The organism is Brevundimonas sp. (assembly GCF_052436175.1).
GTDB lineage: Bacteria > Pseudomonadota > Alphaproteobacteria > Caulobacterales > Caulobacteraceae > Brevundimonas.
Window position 1 is genome coordinate 1 of the sequence record NZ_JBQVNM010000036.1, and the last position, 19,679, is coordinate 19,679.

20 protein-coding genes and 1 pseudogene are annotated in these 19,679 nt (G+C 69.0%); 15 read left to right on the forward strand and 6 right to left on the reverse strand.

Annotation, left to right across the window (positions count from 1 at the left end; all coding sequences use genetic code 11):
• Positions 1 to 357, forward strand: a pseudogene (locus ACT6QK_RS09420) (argininosuccinate synthase); the annotation flags it as partial.
• 165 nt (positions 358 to 522) lie between these two features.
• Here the strand turns inward: ACT6QK_RS09420 and ACT6QK_RS09425 are convergent.
• Positions 523 to 1,824: a PQQ-dependent sugar dehydrogenase gene (locus tag ACT6QK_RS09425; RefSeq protein WP_444597575.1), complete on the reverse strand. Its 1,302-nt coding sequence runs from the start codon at positions 1,822 to 1,824 to the stop codon at positions 523 to 525.
• A gap of 101 nt (positions 1,825 to 1,925) precedes the next feature.
• Here ACT6QK_RS09425 and ACT6QK_RS09430 point away from each other — a divergent pair, with 101 nt between their 5' ends.
• From ACT6QK_RS09430 to ACT6QK_RS09445, 4 genes are all read left to right on the forward strand, one after another.
• A complete protein-coding gene (locus ACT6QK_RS09430; protein ID WP_444597576.1) occupies positions 1,926 to 2,429 on the forward strand; it encodes a translation initiation factor IF-2 in 504 nt (167 codons plus the stop codon).
• 86 nt (positions 2,430 to 2,515) lie between these two features.
• Positions 2,516 to 3,100, forward strand: coding sequence for a hypothetical protein (locus ACT6QK_RS09435; protein WP_444597577.1), 585 nt, complete (start codon positions 2,516 to 2,518; stop codon positions 3,098 to 3,100).
• A gap of 62 nt (positions 3,101 to 3,162) precedes the next feature.
• Complete coding sequence (locus ACT6QK_RS09440) at positions 3,163 to 3,807, forward strand: LysE family translocator (protein WP_444597578.1); 645 nt, start codon at positions 3,163 to 3,165, stop codon at positions 3,805 to 3,807.
• Positions 3,808 to 3,913: 106 nt separating this feature from the next.
• Positions 3,914 to 4,477, forward strand: coding sequence for a CC0125/CC1285 family lipoprotein (locus ACT6QK_RS09445; protein ID WP_444597579.1), 564 nt, complete (start codon positions 3,914 to 3,916; stop codon positions 4,475 to 4,477).
• Positions 4,478 to 4,532: 55 nt separating this feature from the next.
• On the opposite strand, the gene ACT6QK_RS09450 is transcribed toward ACT6QK_RS09445, so the two are convergent.
• Positions 4,533 to 5,273, reverse strand: coding sequence for a DUF6065 family protein (locus tag ACT6QK_RS09450; RefSeq protein ID WP_444597580.1), 741 nt, complete (start codon positions 5,271 to 5,273; stop codon positions 4,533 to 4,535).
• 52 nt (positions 5,274 to 5,325) lie between these two features.
• On the opposite strand from ACT6QK_RS09450, the gene ACT6QK_RS09455 reads away from it, so the two are divergent.
• Positions 5,326 to 5,838, forward strand: coding sequence for a prolyl-tRNA synthetase associated domain-containing protein (locus ACT6QK_RS09455; RefSeq protein WP_444597581.1), 513 nt, complete (start codon positions 5,326 to 5,328; stop codon positions 5,836 to 5,838).
• Between the two features lie 48 nt (positions 5,839 to 5,886).
• On the opposite strand, the gene ACT6QK_RS09460 is transcribed toward ACT6QK_RS09455, so the two are convergent.
• Complete coding sequence (locus ACT6QK_RS09460; RefSeq protein WP_444597582.1) at positions 5,887 to 7,956, reverse strand: OPT family oligopeptide transporter; 2,070 nt, start codon at positions 7,954 to 7,956, stop codon at positions 5,887 to 5,889.
• 248 nt (positions 7,957 to 8,204) lie between these two features.
• Between ACT6QK_RS09460 and mutM the strand changes: the two genes are divergently transcribed.
• From mutM to ACT6QK_RS09485, 5 genes are all read left to right on the forward strand, one after another.
• Positions 8,205 to 9,068: a bifunctional DNA-formamidopyrimidine glycosylase/DNA-(apurinic or apyrimidinic site) lyase gene (gene mutM, locus ACT6QK_RS09465; RefSeq protein ID WP_444597583.1), complete on the forward strand. Its 864-nt coding sequence runs from the start codon at positions 8,205 to 8,207 to the stop codon at positions 9,066 to 9,068.
• A 217-nt stretch (positions 9,069 to 9,285) separates the two neighbouring features.
• Complete coding sequence (locus ACT6QK_RS09470) at positions 9,286 to 9,840, forward strand: DUF1697 domain-containing protein (protein WP_444597584.1); 555 nt, start codon at positions 9,286 to 9,288, stop codon at positions 9,838 to 9,840.
• A 335-nt stretch (positions 9,841 to 10,175) separates the two neighbouring features.
• On the forward strand, positions 10,176 to 10,664 hold the full coding sequence (locus ACT6QK_RS09475; protein ID WP_444597585.1) for a hypothetical protein: 489 nt from the start codon (positions 10,176 to 10,178) through the stop codon (positions 10,662 to 10,664).
• On the forward strand, positions 10,664 to 10,849 hold the full coding sequence (locus ACT6QK_RS09480) for a hypothetical protein (protein ID WP_444597586.1): 186 nt from the start codon (positions 10,664 to 10,666) through the stop codon (positions 10,847 to 10,849). The genes ACT6QK_RS09475 and ACT6QK_RS09480 overlap by 1 nt, the downstream gene beginning before the upstream one ends.
• Positions 10,849 to 11,073: a helix-turn-helix transcriptional regulator gene (locus tag ACT6QK_RS09485; RefSeq protein ID WP_444597587.1), complete on the forward strand. Its 225-nt coding sequence runs from the start codon at positions 10,849 to 10,851 to the stop codon at positions 11,071 to 11,073. The genes ACT6QK_RS09480 and ACT6QK_RS09485 overlap by 1 nt, the downstream gene beginning before the upstream one ends.
• A 12-nt stretch (positions 11,074 to 11,085) precedes the next feature.
• Here the strand turns inward: ACT6QK_RS09485 and ACT6QK_RS09490 are convergent, their stop codons facing one another.
• Both ACT6QK_RS09490 and ACT6QK_RS09495 read right to left on the reverse strand, forming a co-directional pair.
• Positions 11,086 to 11,430, reverse strand: coding sequence for a hypothetical protein (locus tag ACT6QK_RS09490; RefSeq protein ID WP_444597588.1), 345 nt, complete (start codon positions 11,428 to 11,430; stop codon positions 11,086 to 11,088).
• A gap of 120 nt (positions 11,431 to 11,550) precedes the next feature.
• A complete protein-coding gene (locus ACT6QK_RS09495) occupies positions 11,551 to 13,416 on the reverse strand; it encodes a monovalent cation:proton antiporter-2 (CPA2) family protein (protein ID WP_444597589.1) in 1,866 nt (621 codons plus the stop codon).
• A gap of 189 nt (positions 13,417 to 13,605) precedes the next feature.
• Here ACT6QK_RS09495 and ACT6QK_RS09500 point away from each other — a divergent pair, with 189 nt between their 5' ends.
• Complete coding sequence (locus tag ACT6QK_RS09500) at positions 13,606 to 15,576, forward strand: vWA domain-containing protein (protein ID WP_444597590.1); 1,971 nt, start codon at positions 13,606 to 13,608, stop codon at positions 15,574 to 15,576.
• A gap of 73 nt (positions 15,577 to 15,649) precedes the next feature.
• Complete coding sequence (locus ACT6QK_RS09505) at positions 15,650 to 16,843, forward strand: winged helix-turn-helix domain-containing protein (protein WP_444597591.1); 1,194 nt, start codon at positions 15,650 to 15,652, stop codon at positions 16,841 to 16,843.
• Here the strand turns inward: ACT6QK_RS09505 and amaB are convergent.
• Positions 16,840 to 18,354: an L-piperidine-6-carboxylate dehydrogenase gene (gene amaB / locus ACT6QK_RS09510; RefSeq protein ID WP_444597592.1), complete on the reverse strand. Its 1,515-nt coding sequence runs from the start codon at positions 18,352 to 18,354 to the stop codon at positions 16,840 to 16,842. The two genes, ACT6QK_RS09505 and amaB, sit on opposite strands and share 4 nt — an antisense overlap.
• 126 nt (positions 18,355 to 18,480) lie before the next feature.
• Between amaB and ACT6QK_RS09515 the strand changes: the two genes are divergently transcribed.
• Together ACT6QK_RS09515 and ACT6QK_RS09520 are read left to right on the forward strand one after the other, a co-directional pair.
• Entirely contained in the window at positions 18,481 to 18,894 is a 414-nt protein-coding gene (locus tag ACT6QK_RS09515) for a CBS domain-containing protein (RefSeq protein WP_444597593.1), read from the forward strand.
• Between the two features lie 92 nt (positions 18,895 to 18,986).
• Positions 18,987 to 19,604, forward strand: coding sequence for a hypothetical protein (locus tag ACT6QK_RS09520; RefSeq protein ID WP_444597594.1), 618 nt, complete (start codon positions 18,987 to 18,989; stop codon positions 19,602 to 19,604).
• Positions 19,605 to 19,679: the final 75 nt, after the last annotated feature.

The following is a 19,679-nucleotide window of genomic DNA, read 5'->3' on the forward strand; positions in this document are numbered from 1 at the left end:
CACCGCGGCATCGAAAGCATCACCCTGGACGGCGGCTCCATGCACCTGAAGGACCAGCTGATGCCGAAATACGCCGAGCTGATCTACAACGGCTTCTGGTTCTCGCCCGAGCGCGAGATGCTGCAGGCCGCCATCGACAAGTCGCAGGAAAAGGTGACCGGCACGGTCAAGGTCAAGCTCTACAAGGGCAATGTCTCGGTCATCGGCCGCGAGAGCCCGTACAGCCTCTACGATCAGGACCTCGTCACCTTCGAGGAAGGCGTCCAGGCCTACGACCACAAGGACGCCGCCGGCTTCATCAAGTTGAACGCTCTGCGCCTGCGGGTTCTGGCGAAACGGGATGCGCGTCAGGGGTAGAGAACCCTCTCCCGGCGGGAGAGGGCTTGAGCGCCCGAGAGCGTCAGCTATCGGTCTGCGCGAAAGGGTGAGGGGCAGCCCTGTCCGCGCCTCACCGGACACGCCAACCCCTCATCCGTCTCGCTGCGCGAGCCACCTTCTCCCGCCGGGAGAAGGAAGCCTCTTTCAGTCCCGCGCGATCCTCAGCACCGCCGCCGCCCGATCATCCGCCACCCAGATCGCGCCGTCCCCCGCCACGGCCATTCCGACCGGCGAGCCCTGCGGCCGTGTCCCCCGGACCGCGTTCCAGCCCGGCGTCAGCACCTTCGCGCGTGGCGCCGGCGCGTCGGCCGGATAGGGCATGGAGCCGCGCGGATAGATGGCGTAGCGCGCCGGGCGGTCGGTCAGGGGCGCGCCCTCTGCATCCACCTCGATGGCGGCGATCCGGCCGGCCGCGCGGCGGTGGCCGTGCCAGGTCATCAGCATCCGCCCGCGCAGTTCCGGGAACATGGCGCCGTCATAGTAGAGCATGGCCAAGGGCGCCGCGTGGGGCGGCAACAGCGACACCGGCGACAGCCGCCGACCGCACCGCGCCTCGGCCGCCGTCCAGCCCGGCAGGGCGGTCGCCATGTCGGTGCAATACGGCCAGCCGTAATCCGCGCCCGACTTCAGCCGGTTGATCTCGTCGAACGGCCGCTCGGGCGTATTCAGATCGACGGAGTTCTCGCCCTGATAGACCGCTCCCGACCGATGCCGGACCATGGCCACCGAGTTCCTCAGGCCAGTGGCGTAGGGGGTCCACTCCGGGCTCCACCGCCCGTTCCCCAGATAGGCATAGCGCCGCACCATCGCCTGCTCCGCCCGTTCCGCGCACTGGCCGCGCGCATCCCGGTTCGGCCGCCCTCGCCCATCCACACACCGGTCCGACGGCGCCCCGACATTGACCAGCAGGGCCCCGTCCGCCTCGAAGACGAAGGCCGACAAGGGATGGCGGTTTTCGTGCAGCCGATTGTCAGGTAAATCTGACACGACCGCCGTCGTCGCATTGGGCCGCTCCGGGTCCAGAACGAAGATCCGGCTCATCTCGGCGACATAGATCCGCCCGTCCGGCCCGCGCGCCATCGTGTGCGGCATCGACAGACCGCCCAGCAGCCGGGTCCAACCGACCGTTCCGTCGGCCCCGACCCGCATCCGCCAGATCGCCCCTCGCCCGGCGTCCCAACTGCCCAGATCGGCCACCAGCCAGTCGTCGTCGGCCAGACGGAACAGGGTGCGGGGCATGCGCGGCCCCTCGCTCCCCGTCCTCTGCCAGACCCGCCCCATGCAATAGCCGGGCGCCATCCCGACCTCGAGGCGGGGACGTCCGCCGCAGTCGCCCTGAACGGCATAGGTCCGCGACTGGGCTGAGGCCGCCTGCGGGAGAGCCGCGGCCAGCATCGCCAGACCGGCCGACAGGATCGAAAGAGGCAGCAGGGAAAGACGGGCCATGCGCCGACCCTATCGCGACGGCCGCGCGAAATCATCTCGCCCTGAACGACGGAATGGGCCACCCTGTCCGCCTGTCCCTCGCGTTCCTGTGGAGTTCTCCCATGTCGTCCCGCCTGCTGTCCGCCGCCGTCGCCGCCCTGCTTCTTTCGGGCGCCGCGCCCGCCCTGGCCCGACAGGTCGCCGCCCCGACGCCCCAGACCGCCCCCGCTCCCGAAGCCGACGACGAGGCGAAATCGCCCGAAGAGGCCGCCGTCGAGGCCGCCGGCGAGGCCTTCGGCGCCCGGATGGAGGCCATGAGCCAGGAGATGCAGGCCGCCGCGACCGCCGCCGGGGCCGACAAGGCCAAGGCCAAGACCGATCTCGACGCCATCCAGGCCCGCTATCAGCCCGATGCCGACGCCTTCGCCGCCACACTGACGGAATTCATCCGCGGCCAGGTCGGCGCGGTTCCCGAGGATCAGCGCGCCGGCATGACGGCCGCCCTGGAACAGGTGGGCCCGACCATCAAGGGCGTCCCCGCCCAGGTGCGGGCTCAGGTCGAACAGGCCGCCGCCGCGCCGACGCCCGAAGCCGCGACGCCGCCCGCCACGCCGCCGGCCCCTTGATCGAGCGGCTCACGCCTTACCGCGATTTCACTTGAGCGGCGGCGCGCTTGGGGAGAGGTTTCGCGCGCCCCTCCGGAGAGATCGTCATGATCCGCCTCGCCAGCCTCGTCGTCGCCCTCGCCGTCCTGCCCGTCTCGGCGGCTGTCGCCCAGACCCCCGTGGCCGCTCCGGCGCCAGCGGCCGCCCCGGCCGAGGCTGCAGAAGCGGCGACCGAGGCCGCCATGGAGGCCGCCTCCGCCGCCTTCGAGGCGCGGATGGAGACCTTCGGCAAGCGGGCCGAGGCCATCGCGGAGGCCGAGGGCCTGACCGAGGCCCAGCGCGAAGGCCGGATGGCGGCGCTCTGGGCCGAATACCAGCCTGAGGTCGCGGTCTTCACCGCCGCCATCGCCGAACATGCCGGAGCGATCGCCGCCGCCGCCCTGGCCGACATCGACCTGAAGGCCATCGTCGACAACGCCCTGACCAGTCCCGAGGTGCACAAGGCCATGGTCGGCGCACAAGGAATGGCGACCAACGGGGCCTGGGCCCAGGCCGATCCGGAGCAGATGGTCACCTATGGGCTGATGGCCCAGTACGGCCTCGACCAGGCCCTCGACGCCGTCGAAGCCGATGCGGACGCCGCCGCCGCCGACGAAGAGGCCGCCGCCACGCCGCCGCCGCCCTCGCGCTGAACCCTCCCAACTTGAGCCCTGGCCGCTTGACCTGAGTTCCGGCGCGGCGGAAACGGCGGGCCATGCCGTCCCTGCCCGTCGATCCCCACCTCTATCTCGCCTTTCTCGGCGTCATGGCCGTGATGGCCGTGACCCCCGGCCCGGCTAATCTGTTCGCCGTCGCGACGGGAATTGAGCGGGGGCGCAAGGCCGCACTGGCCGGCGTGGTCGGGATGAACGCCGCCACCCTGGTCTGGTTCGGGGCGGCGGCCCTGGGTCTGGGCGCCCTGGTCACGGCCTTTCCGCAGGTGTTCCGCTGGGTCTCCATCGCCGGGGCCGTCTATGTCGCCTGGCTGGGAATCAAGGCCCTGTTCGGCGCCCTGCGTCACCCGGACCAGCCGAAGGAAGCCGACCCGGAGGTCAGACCGAAGGCCGGGACCAGCGCCGTCGCCAACGGCTTCATGGTCCAGATCGCCAACCCGAAGGCCATCCTCTTCTTCACCGCCGTCCTGCCGCCTTTCCTGGATGTGCAGAGGCCCATGGCGCCCCAGCTGGCCCTGTTCGCGGCCGCCACCATCGGCATGGATGTGCTGTCGATGAGCGCCTATGGCCTCGGCGGCGCGGCCCTGGCCCGGCGCATGTCCCAGCCCCGGTTCAGGCGCGGCTTCGGCGTCGTCGTCGGCCTGATGCTGCTGCTTGCATCGGCGCTGATCGTCTCCAGATTATAGACGGGATCATCGAGGTGCGCTGCGACGGTCGGCCGCCATGGAACGCCCTTCGTTCAGGTTCCGTTCAGCCGGAAAGGCGCTAAGCTGGCGCCAAGGAGTTCCGATCATGACGCATACCCTTCCCAAGGCCGCATTGATCGCCCTCGCGGCGGCCGTGACCCTGTCAGCCTGCGCGACCCAGCCCATCTATCGACCCGTCGGCGTCGACGGCGCCCGCACCGGCTATGCCGAGCAGCGCATCGATTCCGATCGCTACCGGGTCAGCTTCCAGGGCAACTCCCTGACCTCGCGCGAGCGGGTGGAGACCGGCCTGCTGTTGCGCGCCGCCGAGCTGACGCGCGAGAGCGGCTATGACTGGTTCGCCACGACCAATCGCAACACCGACGTGGACAAGCGTTACCGCGTCAGCGACCCCTGGGCCTATTCCCCCTATTCGGGTCTCGGCTACTGGGGTCCGTCCTGGCGCTACTACAACCGCGGCTACTGGAGCCCGTGGCGCGATCCCTTCTGGGGCCCGCGCGACTTCGACGTCCGCCAGTATGAAAAGTTTGAAGCCACCGCCGAGATCGTGATGGGCCGCGGGCCAAAGCCGGCCGGCGATCCCAACGCCTTCAACGCCGCCGAAGTGATCTCCAACCTCGGCCCGCAGTTCGCCCCGCCCCGGGCCTGACCGCCGCCCTGCCGAGACGAAGACGCCCCCCGGTCCGACCCGGGGGGCGTTTTTTCTATCCGATCCGGGGCGACTTCATGCGGCGCTTGTTGACGTGGGTGGCCGGCGCCGCACCCAGGTCTTCGGGCAGTTCGCCCTTGAAGTAGAAGCGCTGCCAGGCCTCCTTGGCCGCGTCGGGATCGCCCGAGGCCAGACGGGTGTTGAAATCGGTCCGCTGGCGGTTCCAGGCCTCGAACTGGCCCTTCATCACCGGGTTGGAGTCCAGCGTCCGGATCACCGGCTGGAAGGCTTCGGCCTTCTTCTGCTCGACCAGGGAGATGTAGCAGAAGGGCTCGCCCTTATCGAACCGGATCCGGCCCGGCCGGGTGAAGATCCAGTTCATGGTGAAGGGAAACGGCAGCCAGTCCGTCTCGATCAGCCCGACCAGCGGCTGGATGCCGTCCTTCACATGGTTGGGCGCGCCCGAACATTGCAGACCCCAGCCCGGCGGGGTGCGGAACAGATACTGGGGGTGCATGGTCAGGACGCCGCGCGAGAAGTGGGACGTCACGAAATACTTGAGCTTGGGCTGGGGCCGGTCCGGGGTGATGACGATGTCTTCCTGGCGCGGGCCGCCGTTCCACTCGGCCTTGAAGCCGAACGGGCACAGGATCTCCCAGCCGGTGGTGTTGGCCATGTTCAGCGGCAGGCAGCGATAGGGGTGGCGGCTGGCGAAGGCGTCCATCCAGTCCCGCGACTGGCGCCCGGGCACCAGGTCGCAGGGGGTGTCGTCCATCGGATAGCATTCGAGTTCCAAGGCCGGGCTCCGCAAGGTAACGACAGGGTCTTCTTCCCTAGCCCCTGAACCGATGACCGCTCAACCATCCTATGATCGTGCTGCCCTTCTGGACTGGATGGCCGACAACGGCATCGACCAGACCACCCACGACCACCCGGCCGTGTTCCGCGTCGAGGAAGGGCTTAAGCTCAAGGCCGCCCTGCCCGGCGTTCACACCAAGAACCTGTTCCTCAAGGACGCCAAGGGCCAGCTGTGGCTGATCTCGGCGGCCCAGGACACGGTGATCGACCTCAAACGCGCCCATGTCCCGATGGGCGCGGCCCGGCTGTCGTTCGGAAACGAGACCCTGATGTGGGAGACCCTGGGCGTCCGGCCGGGATCGGTGACCGCCCTCGGCCTCATCAACGATGTGGACCGACGCGTGACCTTCGTCCTGGACCGGCGCCTGCACGAGGCCGAGATCGTCAACTTCCACCCGCTGATCAATACGGCGACGACAGCCCTGACCGGAGACGCCTTCGCGCGGTTCCTGTCCCTGATCGACCGGGAGCCGATCGTGGTGGATTTCGGCGCAAGCGTTTGACGACCAAATCTCCTCCCTTCGCCGCCTGGCGACGGGGAGGAGAGACGCCTACCCCTCGACCTTGGCCGACACCGTCTTGATCCAGCTGTAAAGGCCGAACACCAGGGCGGCGAAGACCACGATCCCCGACAGCATGGCGGGCCAGGCTGAACCTTCGGGCAGCATGGCGAAGGGGGCGTCATTGCCCGTGGCGACGATGACGCCGGCGGTCATGACCAGGAACAGGCTCTCGCCCACGATCAATCCGGACGCCAGCAGCACGCCCATGCGGCGGCCAACGTCGGCGAACCGCGTGGTCTTGATGGCCCTGTCGTAGATCCAGCCGCAGACGGCGCCGATGACCAGCATCGTGGTCACGGCGGCCGGCAGGTAGAAGCCGATGCCGACCGCCAGCGGCGGCAGCTTGACCCTGCCCTTTGTGGTGGCGTTCAGGACGACGTCCAGCACGATGATGACGACGCCGATCACCGCGCCGATCGCGATCAGATCCCACCGTAGACCGCCCTCGATCACGCCCTTGGCCAGGGCCGAGATCAGGGTCGCCTGGGGCGCGGCCAGAGGCGCGTCGGCGATGCCGGCGGGTCCGCCCTCGAAGCCGAAGGCCTTGTTCAACAGGTTCAGGATCAGAGGGATGACGATCGCGCCTGCGCCCACGCCGACGATCAGGGCCGTCTGCTGACGCCAGGGCGTGGCCTGGACCAGCTGGCCGGTCTTCAGATCCTGAAGGTTGTCGTTGGCGATGACGGCGACGGCGAAGACCACCGCCGTGACGATGAGGGCGAAGGCGACCACCGACGGATCGGCGGGCAGGCCGGCGATGGCCAGCACTCCCACCATCAGCACAGAGGCGATGACGATGGCCAGGATGCCCACGCCCGACACGGGGCTGTTCGATGACCCGATCAGCCCGGCCATGTATCCACAGATGGCCGCCACGGCGAAACCGATGAGGACGACATAGATCAGGCCGCCTGCGACCAGCAGGGCCGTCGATCCGGCCAAGGTGGCGTTGCCTTGCGCGAACCAGGCCAGCAAGCCGCCGATGCCGATCAGGCAGGCGACCGACAGGCCGGCGACGATGTTGATCGGGATATCCTGTTCGGTGCGGTCCAGCACCTCGCCTGCGTTGCGACGCCGGTTGGCGGCCAGGGCCGACGTCAGCCCGCCGATCAAGGGCCCGGCCAGTTTGATGAGGGTCCAGATGGCGGCGACGCCGATGACGCCCGCCCCCATGAACCGAACCTCGCGCCGCCAGACGGTCGAGGCCAACTCCTCGGCGCCCACGCCGGCAGGCAAGGTCGTGGCGATGGAGGGGATGCCATGGGCCGTCAGCCAGGCGATGGTGTCCGGGCTGGTCAGGATCGGCACGGCGATCCCCCAGGCCAGCAGGAGGCCGAAGGCCTGGGCAAGACCCACGGTCAGGCCGATGAGGTGCCCTGCGCCCAGCAACGCGAACTGCATCCCGAACCCGAGACCCGTGGCCCCGCCGCCGAGCGCCGCCGGAAGCTTGAGAAACCGCGCCGCCTCGCCCGCGAAGACACGGCCAGAGACCAGCAGGGCGTATCCCGCCGAGACGATCGCCCCGGTGACGACGACCCACAACCCGGCCTTGTTTTCGCGCACCGCAGCCTCGGTCTGTTCGGCCCCGCGGGAACCGACCGTCAGGACCTCGGCCGCCGCCACGCCCTCGGGGTAGGGCAGGCCGGCCTCGACCACCAGGGCGCGACGCAGCGGGATGGAGAAGGTCACCCCCAGGATCCCGCCGAACACGCAGATCAGCACCGATTCCCAGAACGGAAACTCCAGCCACCAGCCCACCATGACCAGGCCGGGCAGGACGAAGATGATCGAGCTCATCGCGCCGCCGACCGACGCGACCGTTTGAACGGTCATGTTCTCCCAGATGGTCGAGGTCTTGAACATCCGCAGGATGGCCATGGAGATGACCGCCGCCGGGATGGCCGAGGCGAAGGTCAGCCCGACCTTCAGGCCCAGATAGGTATTGGCGGCGGTGAAGATCACGGCCAGCAGACAGCCCAGGATCAGGGCGCGGATGGTCAGCTCCACGCGCCGCGCGGGGCTGGGGGCCGTTTTGTGGGCGGTCGGCGTATCGGTCATCGGGTTCCCTCTCGAACGGCGGAGGTAAGCCGGAAATGCGGGTGCTGGCTAGAGGGCGTGATGAGGTGTGAAGAGTGAGTAGTGATTAGTGAGTGGTGGGCCGGGTATCGGGTTTGGAAATCCGCCAAACTCTCACGCCGAAGCGCTTCGCCATGGCCACACGCCGCGCGACCACCACCCCTCGACCAGCTGCGGCCTTTCCCCTACCCACTACTCACCCGTCACTACTCACTCATCACTTCTTTCCCATGCCCGAACTTCCCGAGGTCGAGACCGTCCGGCGCGGACTGGCGCCCGTGCTGGAGGGGTCGCGCCTGACGCGCGTGCGCCAGAACCGGCCCGACCTGCGGTTTCCCTTTCCCGAGCGCTTCGTCGAACGGCTGGACGGCGCCGTGGTCGAACGGATCGCGCGGCGCGCCAAATACCTGCTCATGCCCCTGTCGACGGGCGAGACCTGGGTGACGCATCTGGGCATGACCGGCCGCTTCACCCTGGACGGGGAACAGGTCGGAGAGTTCGAGGAGACCGCCCCCATCGTCGGCAAGCATGAGCACATGAGCCTGTGCGCCGCGCGCGACGGGCTCTTGACCCGCGTGGGTTTCGCCGACGCCCGCCGCTTCGGCTTCATGGGTCTGATTTCCTCCGGCGCTGTCGAGAACCATGCCTGGTTCGCCAACCTCGGGCCCGAACCCCTCGGCAACCACTTCTCGGCCGCCCATCTGGCCGAGGCGTTTCGCGGCAAGGCCCAGAACATCAAGGTCTCGCTGCTGGACCAGCGGATCGTGGCGGGCCTGGGCAATATCTATGTCTGCGAGGCCCTGTATCGCGCCGGGATCTCACCCCTGACGGCGGCGGGCAAGGTCTCGCGTCCGCGTCTGGAGCGCCTGACCGCCGAGATCCGCCGGGTGCTGGAGGACGCCATCGCGGCGGGCGGCTCGACCCTGCGCGACTTCGCCAACGCTGACGGGGGCCAGGGCTATTTCCAGCACCGCTTCGACGTTTATGGCCGCGAGGGCCAGCCTTGCCGCACTGCGGACTGTTCGGGCGTGGTCAAACGCATCGTCCAGGGCGGGCGCTCGACCTTCTTCTGCCCCGTGTGTCAGAAGCGGTGAAGCGGTCGGACAATGGCGCAGCGCCCCCGTCAAAAATCCCGTCACCCTCGGGCTTGACCCGAGGGCCACCGGTTAGACGAAACCGATCGCAGGATGGGGCCGAGATCGCGGGGACGGCTTCCCCTCTCCCCCTGCCGAGGCGCCGGCCCTCGGTTCAAGCCCGAGGGTGACGGGGCGTGATAGAGTCGTCTCCACACCTCCAAGCCACGAGCCTGCATTGACCGACCACCGCATCATCCTCTTCCGCGGCATGAACACAGGCGGGGTCCGCGCCCCGGTCGGAGAGCAGCGCGAGATGGCGCTCGCCATGGGGCTGAAGAACCCGCGCACGCTTCAGGCCAGCGGCAACCTGGTGGTCGAAAGCGGCATGGCGACCGCTGCGCTGGAAACCGCCATCGAGCGGGAGATGGAGACACGCTTCGGCCTGAAGATCGCCGCCATGGTCCGTACCCCACACCAGTGGGCCCGACTGATCGCGGCCAACCCCTTCCCGGCCGAGGCCGCCGCCCACCCGGCCAAGGTCGTGGCCATGGTCATGAAGGCCGGGATCAAGGACGGCGCCCTGGACGCGTGCCGCGAACTGGCCTCAGGCGGCGAGGCGGTCGAAGCGGTGGACGACATCCTCTATTTCTGGTTCCCCAGCGGCCAGGGCGAGAGCGCCATCTTCAAGAAGGCGACGCCGAAAATGCTCGGCATGGGCACCGGCCGCAACTGGAACACGGTGCTGAAACTGGGCGAGATGGCCGCCGAAAAGTCGGGGAGCATTGTCTGATGGCGTCGAGATTTTCTCATCCGTCTAGAGCGAGCCTCTTTTTCTATGTTGGGGCCGCGATTTTCGGCTGTGCGCTGTGCATGGTCCCTTTCCTCTTCTTTGCGCCGCCAAATGACAGGACCCAAGGCGTGTTGATTGTTCTTGGCAACGTGGCGGTAGGCGCCATCACTCACCTGATCGGGCGTTGGCTTCGGTCCAAAAGCCGAAAGTGAACCTCGGTCCCATGCGGAAGCAATGCAGATATATAAAAATCAGGACATGATGTAAAAAATATTGGACATAACGTCCGGTGAATGCGACATGACTGCCTCGTTCAACGCTGTCGGGCCCGCCTCATGACCTTTCGCGAAAAGCATCTCTGGATCAGCATCGTCGCCACCGTCGGCGTCTGGGGCTGGTATTTCTGGTTCGTGATCCGGCATGTGCTGGACGGGAAGCTGGGCGACGATCACTTCACCGGCGATCTCGGCATGGCCTTCGCGGCCTGTCTGGTGATCGTGGTCCTGATCGAGGTCGTCCTGACTTTTCTCGCCACTGTCACTACGCTCAAGAAGGCGCGTCAGACACGCGACGAGCGCGAAATGCTCGCCGCCCTCAAGGCCAGCCACATCTCCCTGATGGCCCTGATCGCCCTGGTCATGAGCGTCGCCATCGTCGCCTGGTTCGCCGGTGTGATCGACGACAACATGGTCGGCGGCCGGGCGGTCTTCGCCGTCACCGGCAATCTGATGGTCCTGTTATCCAATGTCCTCCTGGCCTGTGTCGTGCTGTCGGAGCTGATCCGCGCCGGCTTCACCCTGGCCCTGCTGCGGGGGCTGCGCTGATGCGGGGCGAACGCAAGGCCATAGGGTTGAAGGCGCGCATGCTCGAATGGCTGCGGGCGGCGACCGGCGCAGGTCTGGGCCTGGCCCTGATCATCTCGCTGGCGATGAGTCTCGGGCTGAACCTCGCCGAATGTCGGCTGAGCCTGGACGGCGCCCCCCTGCCCGCCCGTCTGGAGCAGGTCTGATGGTGATCGGCAAGGCGCCGCCGCCGATCCGCAACCGCATCCGCGAACTGCGTTTTCATGCCGGCGAAATGACCCAGGCCGCCTTGGCCGACCATATCGGCATGACGCGCCAGACCATCGTCGCCATCGAACAGGGCAAGTATTCGCCCAGCCTCGAGGCCGCCTTTCGCATCGCCGCCGTCTTCGGCGTCGAGATCGGCGAGGTCTTCCAGTGGGAGGGGTGAGGCCCGCCTGCGTCAGTCCATCCGGCTGAGGATCATGCGCAGGGTCTCGGCCTTGTTCGGCAGATCGGCGGACAGACGCGCCGCGATCTCGCGCGCGCCGACCGGATAGGCGTCGCCGCCCTCGGCGATGGCCTTGGCCGCCGTGGCCGCCTGGACCAGCAGCCGGTCCAGGGCCTCGACCTCCTCCATGGCGAGGGCGCGGGCCTCGGCCTGCAGCCGCCTTACCCGTTCGGCCGTGGTCTCCGGCGCCCGCATCAGATCATAGACCGCGCTGAAGCCGCTGATCGGCTGCGGTTCGGTCGGCTCAGGGGCCGGGGGGACGAGATGCAGATCCGGCTTGTTGGTCTGGCGTGGCATGGCGCGCTCCTTCAGGAGGCCAATGCGGATTGAGAATCGGCGTTCCGTCAAGCGTGGCCGCAAACTGTGGATAGTCCGGACTGTGGTTTCGCGGCATCAGATGCCGCCTCGGCGCCGGCGTCAGATGTCCGCTCCGGCCTGTTCGCGCGGTTCGGCGCCCTCTCCCTCGGGCGTTTCGTTCAGCACCTGACCGGCCCGGCGCGGCTTGACGTAGGGCTCGGGCTTGGGCGTCACGGCGTTGCCGCGCATCAGGCTGCGACCGGCCTGAAGCCCGCCGGTCAGTTGCAGGGTCAGACGTTCCTCGTCGCGACGACGGACGTCCTCGATCGTCTCGGCCACGTCCTCGGCCGACACGCCCAAATCCTTCAGCACATGGTCGCCGAAGGCCAGGGCGGATTCGAAGGTCTCGCGGATCTGGAACTCGACCCCGGCCTGGATCAGGCGGATCGAATGACCCCGGTCGAAGGCGCGCACGAACAGCTTGGTCAGGGGGAATTCGGACCGCACGAGCTCGACGATCCGGTCCGCCGCCTCGGGCTTGTCGACGCAGACGAGAATGGTCTCGGCCGTCCCGGCGCCCGAGGCCCGCAGCACGTCGAGCCGGGTCGCGTCGCCGTAATAGACCTTGAAGCCGAACTGCGACGCCGCCTGGACCATCTCCACGTCGTTGTCGATGATCGAGACGTCTATATCCCGCGCCAGCAGGGGCTGGGACACCACCTGGGCGAAGCGGCCAAAGCCGACGATCAACACCCGCTCGCGCAGGCCCTCGGGACGATCCACCCCGTCCAGATCGTCGATCGACACCGCCTCGGGCCGCAGCAGGAACCGCCGCACCGCCAGGGTCACCAGGGGCGTCAGGACCATCGACAGGATGACGATGGCGCTGAAGATCGCCCCCGTCCGGGCATCGAACAGGCCCGCCGTCAGGGCCCCGGCGTAGAGGACGAAGGCGAACTCGCCCCCTTGCGCGAACAGAGCCGACCGCTCCAGCGCCTCGCGGTGGCTGGACCGGAACAGACGGGCGATGGCGTAGATGCCGAAGCCCTTGACCGCCATGAACAGCAGGACCCCGCCGATCACCCAGCGCCAGTCGGCCATGACGGTGTCGAGATTCAGCGACATGCCGACGCTGAGGAAGAACAGGCCCAGCAACAGCGACCGGAACGGATCGACGTCGGCCTCCAGCTGATGCCGGAAGCTGCTGTCCGACAGCAGCACCCCGGCCAGGAAGGCGCCCATGGCCATCGACAGCCCGCCCAGATGCATGGTCCAGGCCGCGCCGAACACGACCAGAAGGGCCGCGCCCAGCATGACCTCCCGCCCGCCGTGCTTGGCCAGGAGGCCGAAGATCGGATTGATCAGATACTTGCCCGCCACCAGCACCCCGCCGATGGCCGCGACGGCCAGGCCGATGGCGACCCACCAGGGCGGCCCGTCCTGGGCCACGCCGAGCGCCGCCGCCATGACCGCCACGATGGCCAGCAGCGGCACGATGGCCAGGTCTTCGAGCAGCAGGATGGACACCGCCTTCTGCCCGGCGGGCGTGTTGATCTCGTTCGCCTCGTCCAGCATCTGCTTGATGACGGCTGTGGACGACAGGACGAAGCCCATGGCTCCGACGAAGGCGATCGGCGCGGACACTCCAAAGGCCATGGCGACGCCCGTCAGCAAGAGGCCGCACCCGACCACCTGGGCCAAGCCCAGGCCGAAGATCTCCTTCCTCAGCCCCCAGAGCTTGGCGGGCCGCATCTCCAGTCCGATGATGAACAGGAACAGCACCACGCCCAGTTCGGCGACATGGAGAATGGCCTCGGCGTTCTGGATCAGGCCGAAGCCGAACGGGCCGATGGCCAGGCCGGCGGCCAGATAGCCCAGCACCGCGCCCAGCCCCAGCCGTTTGAACAGCGGCACGGCCAGCACGCCCGCCGCCAGCAGGACGACGCCGTGCCCCAGATCCATCGCGCCCGCCGCTTCCGCCGCCATGCCGTCTCGCCCCGTCTCTTGCAGAAACGGGATAGTGGGGTTTCCCGGCCGACTTTGCGAGCCCGCCGCATCGATCAGCGCGCCATAATCGACACAGCCCGGCCATTGTCCGATTTGGTCGCGTCTCGGCCACAGTTCCGCCGAACGCCACTCGGCCAATGACGGCAACGACATCACCGGGAGGAATCGATGCGCACCGTCATTCGCCAGGGCTTCGCCGCCCTCGCCGGCCTGTCCATGATCGGCGCCGCCCCGCCGCCGGTCGCGCCCGATGTGCCCTCGCCGTCGCGCCGGGTGACGGACGGCGAGGCCACGCCCGCCGCCTGCGCTCCACTCGGTTATGACCTGACGCGCGGACAGAGGCCGGTCCCGACCGCCATGCCGCTGGCGCGTAACCCGGGCATCGCCCCGCCGCCCCCGCCCTCTCCTGTCAGCCCTCCTCCGCCCCGACTTCAGGTTCGCCCTCCGACGACCACGGCCAACGCGCCCCCGCCGCCGATCGCCCTGCCGATCCAGCCGACGAAGAAGGAGGACCGGGTCGAATACATGGGCCCACCGGTCATCGTCCCCGGCCCGCCGCCGCCCCCGGCCCCACCCGCGCCGTCACGCCCGGCGGTGATCACGACCGACGCCTCGGGGCGCGTGACCTCCATCGACGGCGCTGTCGTCACCGGCGGTCGCATCGTCCGACCCGCTCCTGTCCCGGGCCAGATCGTCCCACCGCCCGTCGACACCGAACGCTATCCCGACGCCCGACCCAACCCGGTCAAGCGCACCGCGACCGACCCGGTCTCGACCTTCTCCATCGACGTGGACACGGCCGCCTACGCCAACGTCCGCCGCTTCCTGCGCGGCGGGACCCCGCCGCCGCGCGACGCGGTGCGGGTCGAGGAGCTGATCAACTATTTCGACTACGGCTATGCCGCCCCGACCTCCGCGAGCGAACCCTTCGCCGTCTCCACGACCGTCGCCGCCGCGCCGTGGGCCTCCGGCCGCCAGATCGTCCATGTCGGACTTCAGGGCTATGAATTGCCGACAGGCCAGCGGAAGCCGCTGAACCTGACGTTCCTGGTCGACGTGTCCGGCTCCATGGGCAGCCCCGACAAGCTGGATCTGGCCAAGCGGGCCATGAACCTGGCCATCGACAGGCTGCGGCCGCAGGACACCCTGGCCGTCACCTATTACGCCGAGGGCGCGGGCACGACCCTGGCCCCCACCCCCGGCACGGACAAGTTGAGGATGCGCTGCGCCGTGGCCAGCCTCTATGCCTCGGGCGGCACGGCCGGGGCCACCGGCATGACCAACGCCTATGACCAGGCCCAGGCCAGCTTCGCCCGCGACAAGGTCAACCGCATCCTGATGTTCACCGACGGCGACTTCAACGTCGGGGTGACCGACAACAAGCGGCTGGAGGACTATGTGGCCGAGAAGCGCGGAACGGGCATCTACCTGTCGGTCTACGGCTTCGGACGCGGCAACTATCAGGACGCCCGCATGCAGGCGATCAGCCAGGCCGGCAATGGCGTGGCGGCCTATATCAATGACCTGGAGGAGGCCCGCCGCCAGTTCGGCGACCGCTTCGACCGGGGCGCCTTCCCCATCGCCGACGACGTCAAGATCCAGGTCGAGTTCAACCCGGCCCGCGTCGCCGAATACCGGCTGATCGGTTACGAGACCCGCCTGCTGAACGAGGAGGACTTCAACAACGACCGCGTGGATGCGGGCGAGGTGGGATCGGGCGCCAGCGTCACCGCCGTCTACGAGATCACCCCCGTCGGCGGGCCGACCCAGATGAGCGAGCGTCGCTATGGGTCCGCCCGTCCCGAGGCGGCGCCCGCCGCGCGCGGCAACGAGCTCGGCTTCATCAAGGTCCGCTACAAGCTGCCGGGCCAGCCGACGTCGCGCCTGATCGAACAGCCGATCCGCAACCCCGGCTCCGCCGCCTCGACCCAACCGCCCGAGGCCACCCGCTGGGCCCTGGCCGTCGCCGCCTTCGGCCAGAAACTGCGCGCCGACCCCTGGCTGGCGCCCGACTACGGCTGGACCCAGATCCTCGACCAGGCCCAGGGCGCGCGCGGCGACGACCCCTACGGCGAACGCGCCGAGTTCGTCCAGCTGATCCGCGCGGCGCAAGGCCTGCCGGAGAGGCGGGCGCCGTAGCCGTCAGCGGAAACCGGCCCTGACACTCTCGCATCCAGATGGCGCCCGGCGAGACTTTCGATAGTCTCGCCGGGTGACCGAGACCCTCTCCGCGAAGACCGCCCGCCGTATCGCCCTGGCCGCCCAAGGCTTCGGGCGCGCCCGGCCGGCGACGCCCGGCCGCCGCCATTTCCGCGACACGGCGCGGCGTCTCGGCGTCATCCAGATCGACAGCGTCAACGTCCTGACCCGCACCCACTATGTGCCGGGCTTCTCGCGGCTGGGCCATTATCCGCGCGAGGCGCTGGAGGCCGAGGCCTGGGGGCCGCGCCGCAGCCTGTTCGAATACTGGGGACATGAGGCGTCGCTGCTGCCGCTGGAGAGCCAGCCCCTGTTCCGATGGCGGATGGAGCGGGCGCGCGGCGGCGCCATGTGGACCGGTCTGTCCCGGTTCGGCCGCGAGCGGGGCGACTATATCGACGAGGTGCTCAAGGAGATCGAACGGCGCGGCCCGGTCACCGGCGGCGACTTCGCCACAGGTCCCAGAGGCGCGCCCGGCTGGTGGGAATGGTCGGACGGCAAGCGGGCGCTGGAATGGCTGTTCTGGGCCGGGCTGATCACCACGAAAACGCGCAACGGTTTCGAGCGCGTCTACGACCTGCCCGAACGCGCCCTGCCCGCCCGCATCCTCGATCTGCCGACTCCGACCGAGGTCGACGCCCAGCGCGACCTGGTCCGCCTCGCCGCCCGCGCCATGGGCGTCGCCACCGAAACCGACCTGCGCGACTATTTCCGCATGCCCGTCGCCGAGACCAAGGCGCGCATCGCCGAACTGGTCGAGGCGGGCGAACTGACCCCGGTGATGGTCAGGGACTGGGGCAAGACCGCCTTCCTCGCCCCCGGCGCCCGCGTCCCGCGCAGGGTGACGGGTCAGGCCCTGCTCTCGCCGTTCGACAACCTGATCTGGCATCGCGACCGGACCGAGCGGCTCTTCGACGTCCGCGTCCGGCTGGAGATCTACGTCCCCGCCCATAAGCGCGCCCATGGCTACTACGTCCTGCCCTTCCTCGAGGACGAGGCCCTCACCGCCCGCGTCGACCTGAAGTCCGACCGCAAGGCCGGCGCCCTTCTGGTCCAGGCCGCCTGGCGCGAGCCCGACGCCACGCCCGACACGCCGACGCGGCTGGCGGCGGAGCTGCGGCGCATGGCGGGCTGGCTGGGACTTGACCGGGTCGAGGTCGCCGGCCGGGGCGACTTGGCCGAGGCGTTGGGGGCGGCGTTTTCCTAGACCTCGAACCGCACCCCCTGCGCCAGCGGGAGTTCGCGGCTGAAGTTCACCGTCTGGGTCTGGCGGCGCATGTAGGATTTCCAGCTGTCCGAGCCGGACTCGCGCCCGCCGCCGGTCTCCTTCTCCCCGCCGAAGGCGCCGCCGATCTCGGCTCCGCTCGGGCCGATGTTGACGTTGGCGATGCCGCAGTCCGAGCCCCAGGCGGACAGGAAGGCCTCGGCCTCGCGCACGCTGTCGGTGAAGACGCAGGAGCTCAGCCCCTGGGGCACGTCGTTTTGCATCGCCACGGCGGCGTCGAAATCGCTCCACGTCAGCACATAGAGGATCGGCGCGAAGGTCTCGGTCATGACCACCTCGGACTGGGCCGGCATCCGCACGATGGCGGGTCGGACATAGACCCCGCCGCCCGCCTCGACCCGGCCGCCGCCGGTGACGACGGTTCCGCCCTGCTCGACCGCCCGCTCCAGCGCCCGATCGAACGCCGCGCCCGCCGCCTCATCGATCAGCGGCCCGACCAGCACACCCTCGGCGCGCGGATCGCCGATGGGCAGGGTCTCGTAGGCGGCCTTCAGTCGGGCGATCAGGGCGTCCGCCACGCCCTCATGCACCAGCAGCCGACGCAGCGTCGTGCAGCGCTGACCCGCCGTGCCCACGGCGGAAAAGGCGATGGCCCGCACCGCCATGTCGAGGTCGGCGCTCGGGGTCACGATCATGGCGTTGTTGCCGCCCAACTCCAGCAGGCTGCGGGCCAGCCGTCCGGCCACGGTCGTCGCCACCGCCCTGCCCATCCGGGTCGAGCCGGTGGCCGAAACCAACGGAATACGCGGATCGGCGGCCAGAGCCTCCCCGACCTCCCGTCTGCCGATCAGCAGTTGCGCCAGACCCTCGGGCGCATCCGAACCGAACCGCGCGACAGCCCGGTCGAACACGGCCTGAACGCCCAGAGCCGTCATCGGCGTCTTCTCCGACGGCTTCCAGATCACCGGATTGCCGCACACCAGGGCCAGGGCCGCATTCCAGGCCCAGACGGCGACGGGGAAGTTGAAGGCGGTGACGATCGCCACGGGACCCAGCGGCTGCCAAGTCTCGCGCATGTGGTGGCCGGGGCGTTCGCTGGGCAGGGTCAGGCCGTTCAGCTGGCGCGACAGCCCGACGGCGAAGTCGCAGATGTCGATCATCTCCTGCACCTCGCCCAGCCCCTCGGAAACGATCTTGCCGGCCTCCAGCGTCACCAGCCGGGCCAGGTCGCCCTTCGCAGCCCGCAGTTCCTCGCCCAGCAGCCGCACCAGTTCGCCCCGGCGCGGGGCGGGCACGCGACGCCAGGCCTGGAAGGCGGAGACCGACGCGGCGACGGCCGCCTCGACGGCTTCAGGCCCCACCTCGACCAGCCGCCCGGCGACCGAGCCGTCGATAGGCGAGCGCGCCTCCATCGTCCCGGCGTCCGACCAGGCCCCGACGGACGCGCTCAGCCCATTCAGAATTATCCGCGCTTCGTTCGCCGCCGTGGTCATGGTCTCGCTCCGTCCGTGTCGGCGCAGGCCATAGCCTCCGACCGTGGATCCGACCAGTGGCGCCGCGTCGGAACCGTCGCCGTTCCCACCGGTTGAAGGGGCTCGATCACAACGGAAGAAGACCCCATGAAAATCCGCGATCTCATGAGCCGCGACGTCCAGGTCGCCCTGCCCGGCGACACGGTCCAGGCCGCCGCCCACCGCATGGGCGCCGGCGATTTCGGCTTCATCCCCGTGGCGGAGGCGGACCGTCTGGTCGGAACCCTGACCGACCGTGACATCGCCGTGCGCGTCACCGGCGCGGGCAAGCCACCCACCACCCCCGTCTCCGAGGCCATGACCACGCCGGTCGTCACCGTTCTGGACACCGACGACCTGAAGGTCGCGCTGGACGCCATGTCCGACGGCAAGATTCGCCGCCTCCCGGTGGTGGACAAGCACGGCCGCCTGGTCGGGGTGGTTTCGCTCGGCGACCTGTCGACCAAGGTGAAGGAGAAGTACGCGGGCGAGGCGCTGGAGACCATCTCCCGGCCCGCCTGACGTGCGTTTTTTAGAACGCCGTTCACCCTGTCCGGAAACGGGATTTCAACCTCGCCCTTCCACGGTGCAGGCTGAAATCAGAGGGGGCCGGAATGGCGCGCGCGCAATTTCAAAAGGGTCAAAGGGTCTGGGTCGAGAGCGTCGGCGCCTGGGCCGACATCGAAAAGATCAACGCCGTCTGGGCCAAGGGCTTCGATGAACCCATCCGTGTCACCTACGACATCGGCCTGGGTCGCGACTTCCAGGCCGCCGAGTTGATGACCCCGGTCGAGGACCAGGCCGCGCCGAACCTGAAGACCTGGCGGATGCTGCGCGCCCGCAACAAGTGGCAGGCCGCCGAGGATGTCCAGCATCATCCCTTCCCCGGCACCTATCCCGTCGTCGTCACCGACGCGGCCGACTGGGGCGGCTGGCGCGTGCCGGGCGCCGAATACGACCGCAATCCCGAGCGCATCGAATTCCAGGCCCGCCTGATCGTGGCCGCGCCGCGCCTGATGGCGGTCGCCGAGGCCCTGACCGCGCTGGTGGACGAGGCCGCCGCCGACGCCTCGCCCAAGCTGACCGCCCTCGCGGACCAGGCGCGCGCGGCGCTCAAGTCCGTCACCGAAATCCTCGCGGCGCCGGTGGATGAGTCGGCGGTGGCGCGACGGGCGAGAGAAGCCTCCGCGTCCGACACTGTGGCCGACGAGACTCGCTTCCGCGCCGCCTGACCCTCCCCGCCCGGGGACTCTCGACAGGAATCCACGACGCAGCCTAGATTCGACACGATCGACGAATCGTTTTTG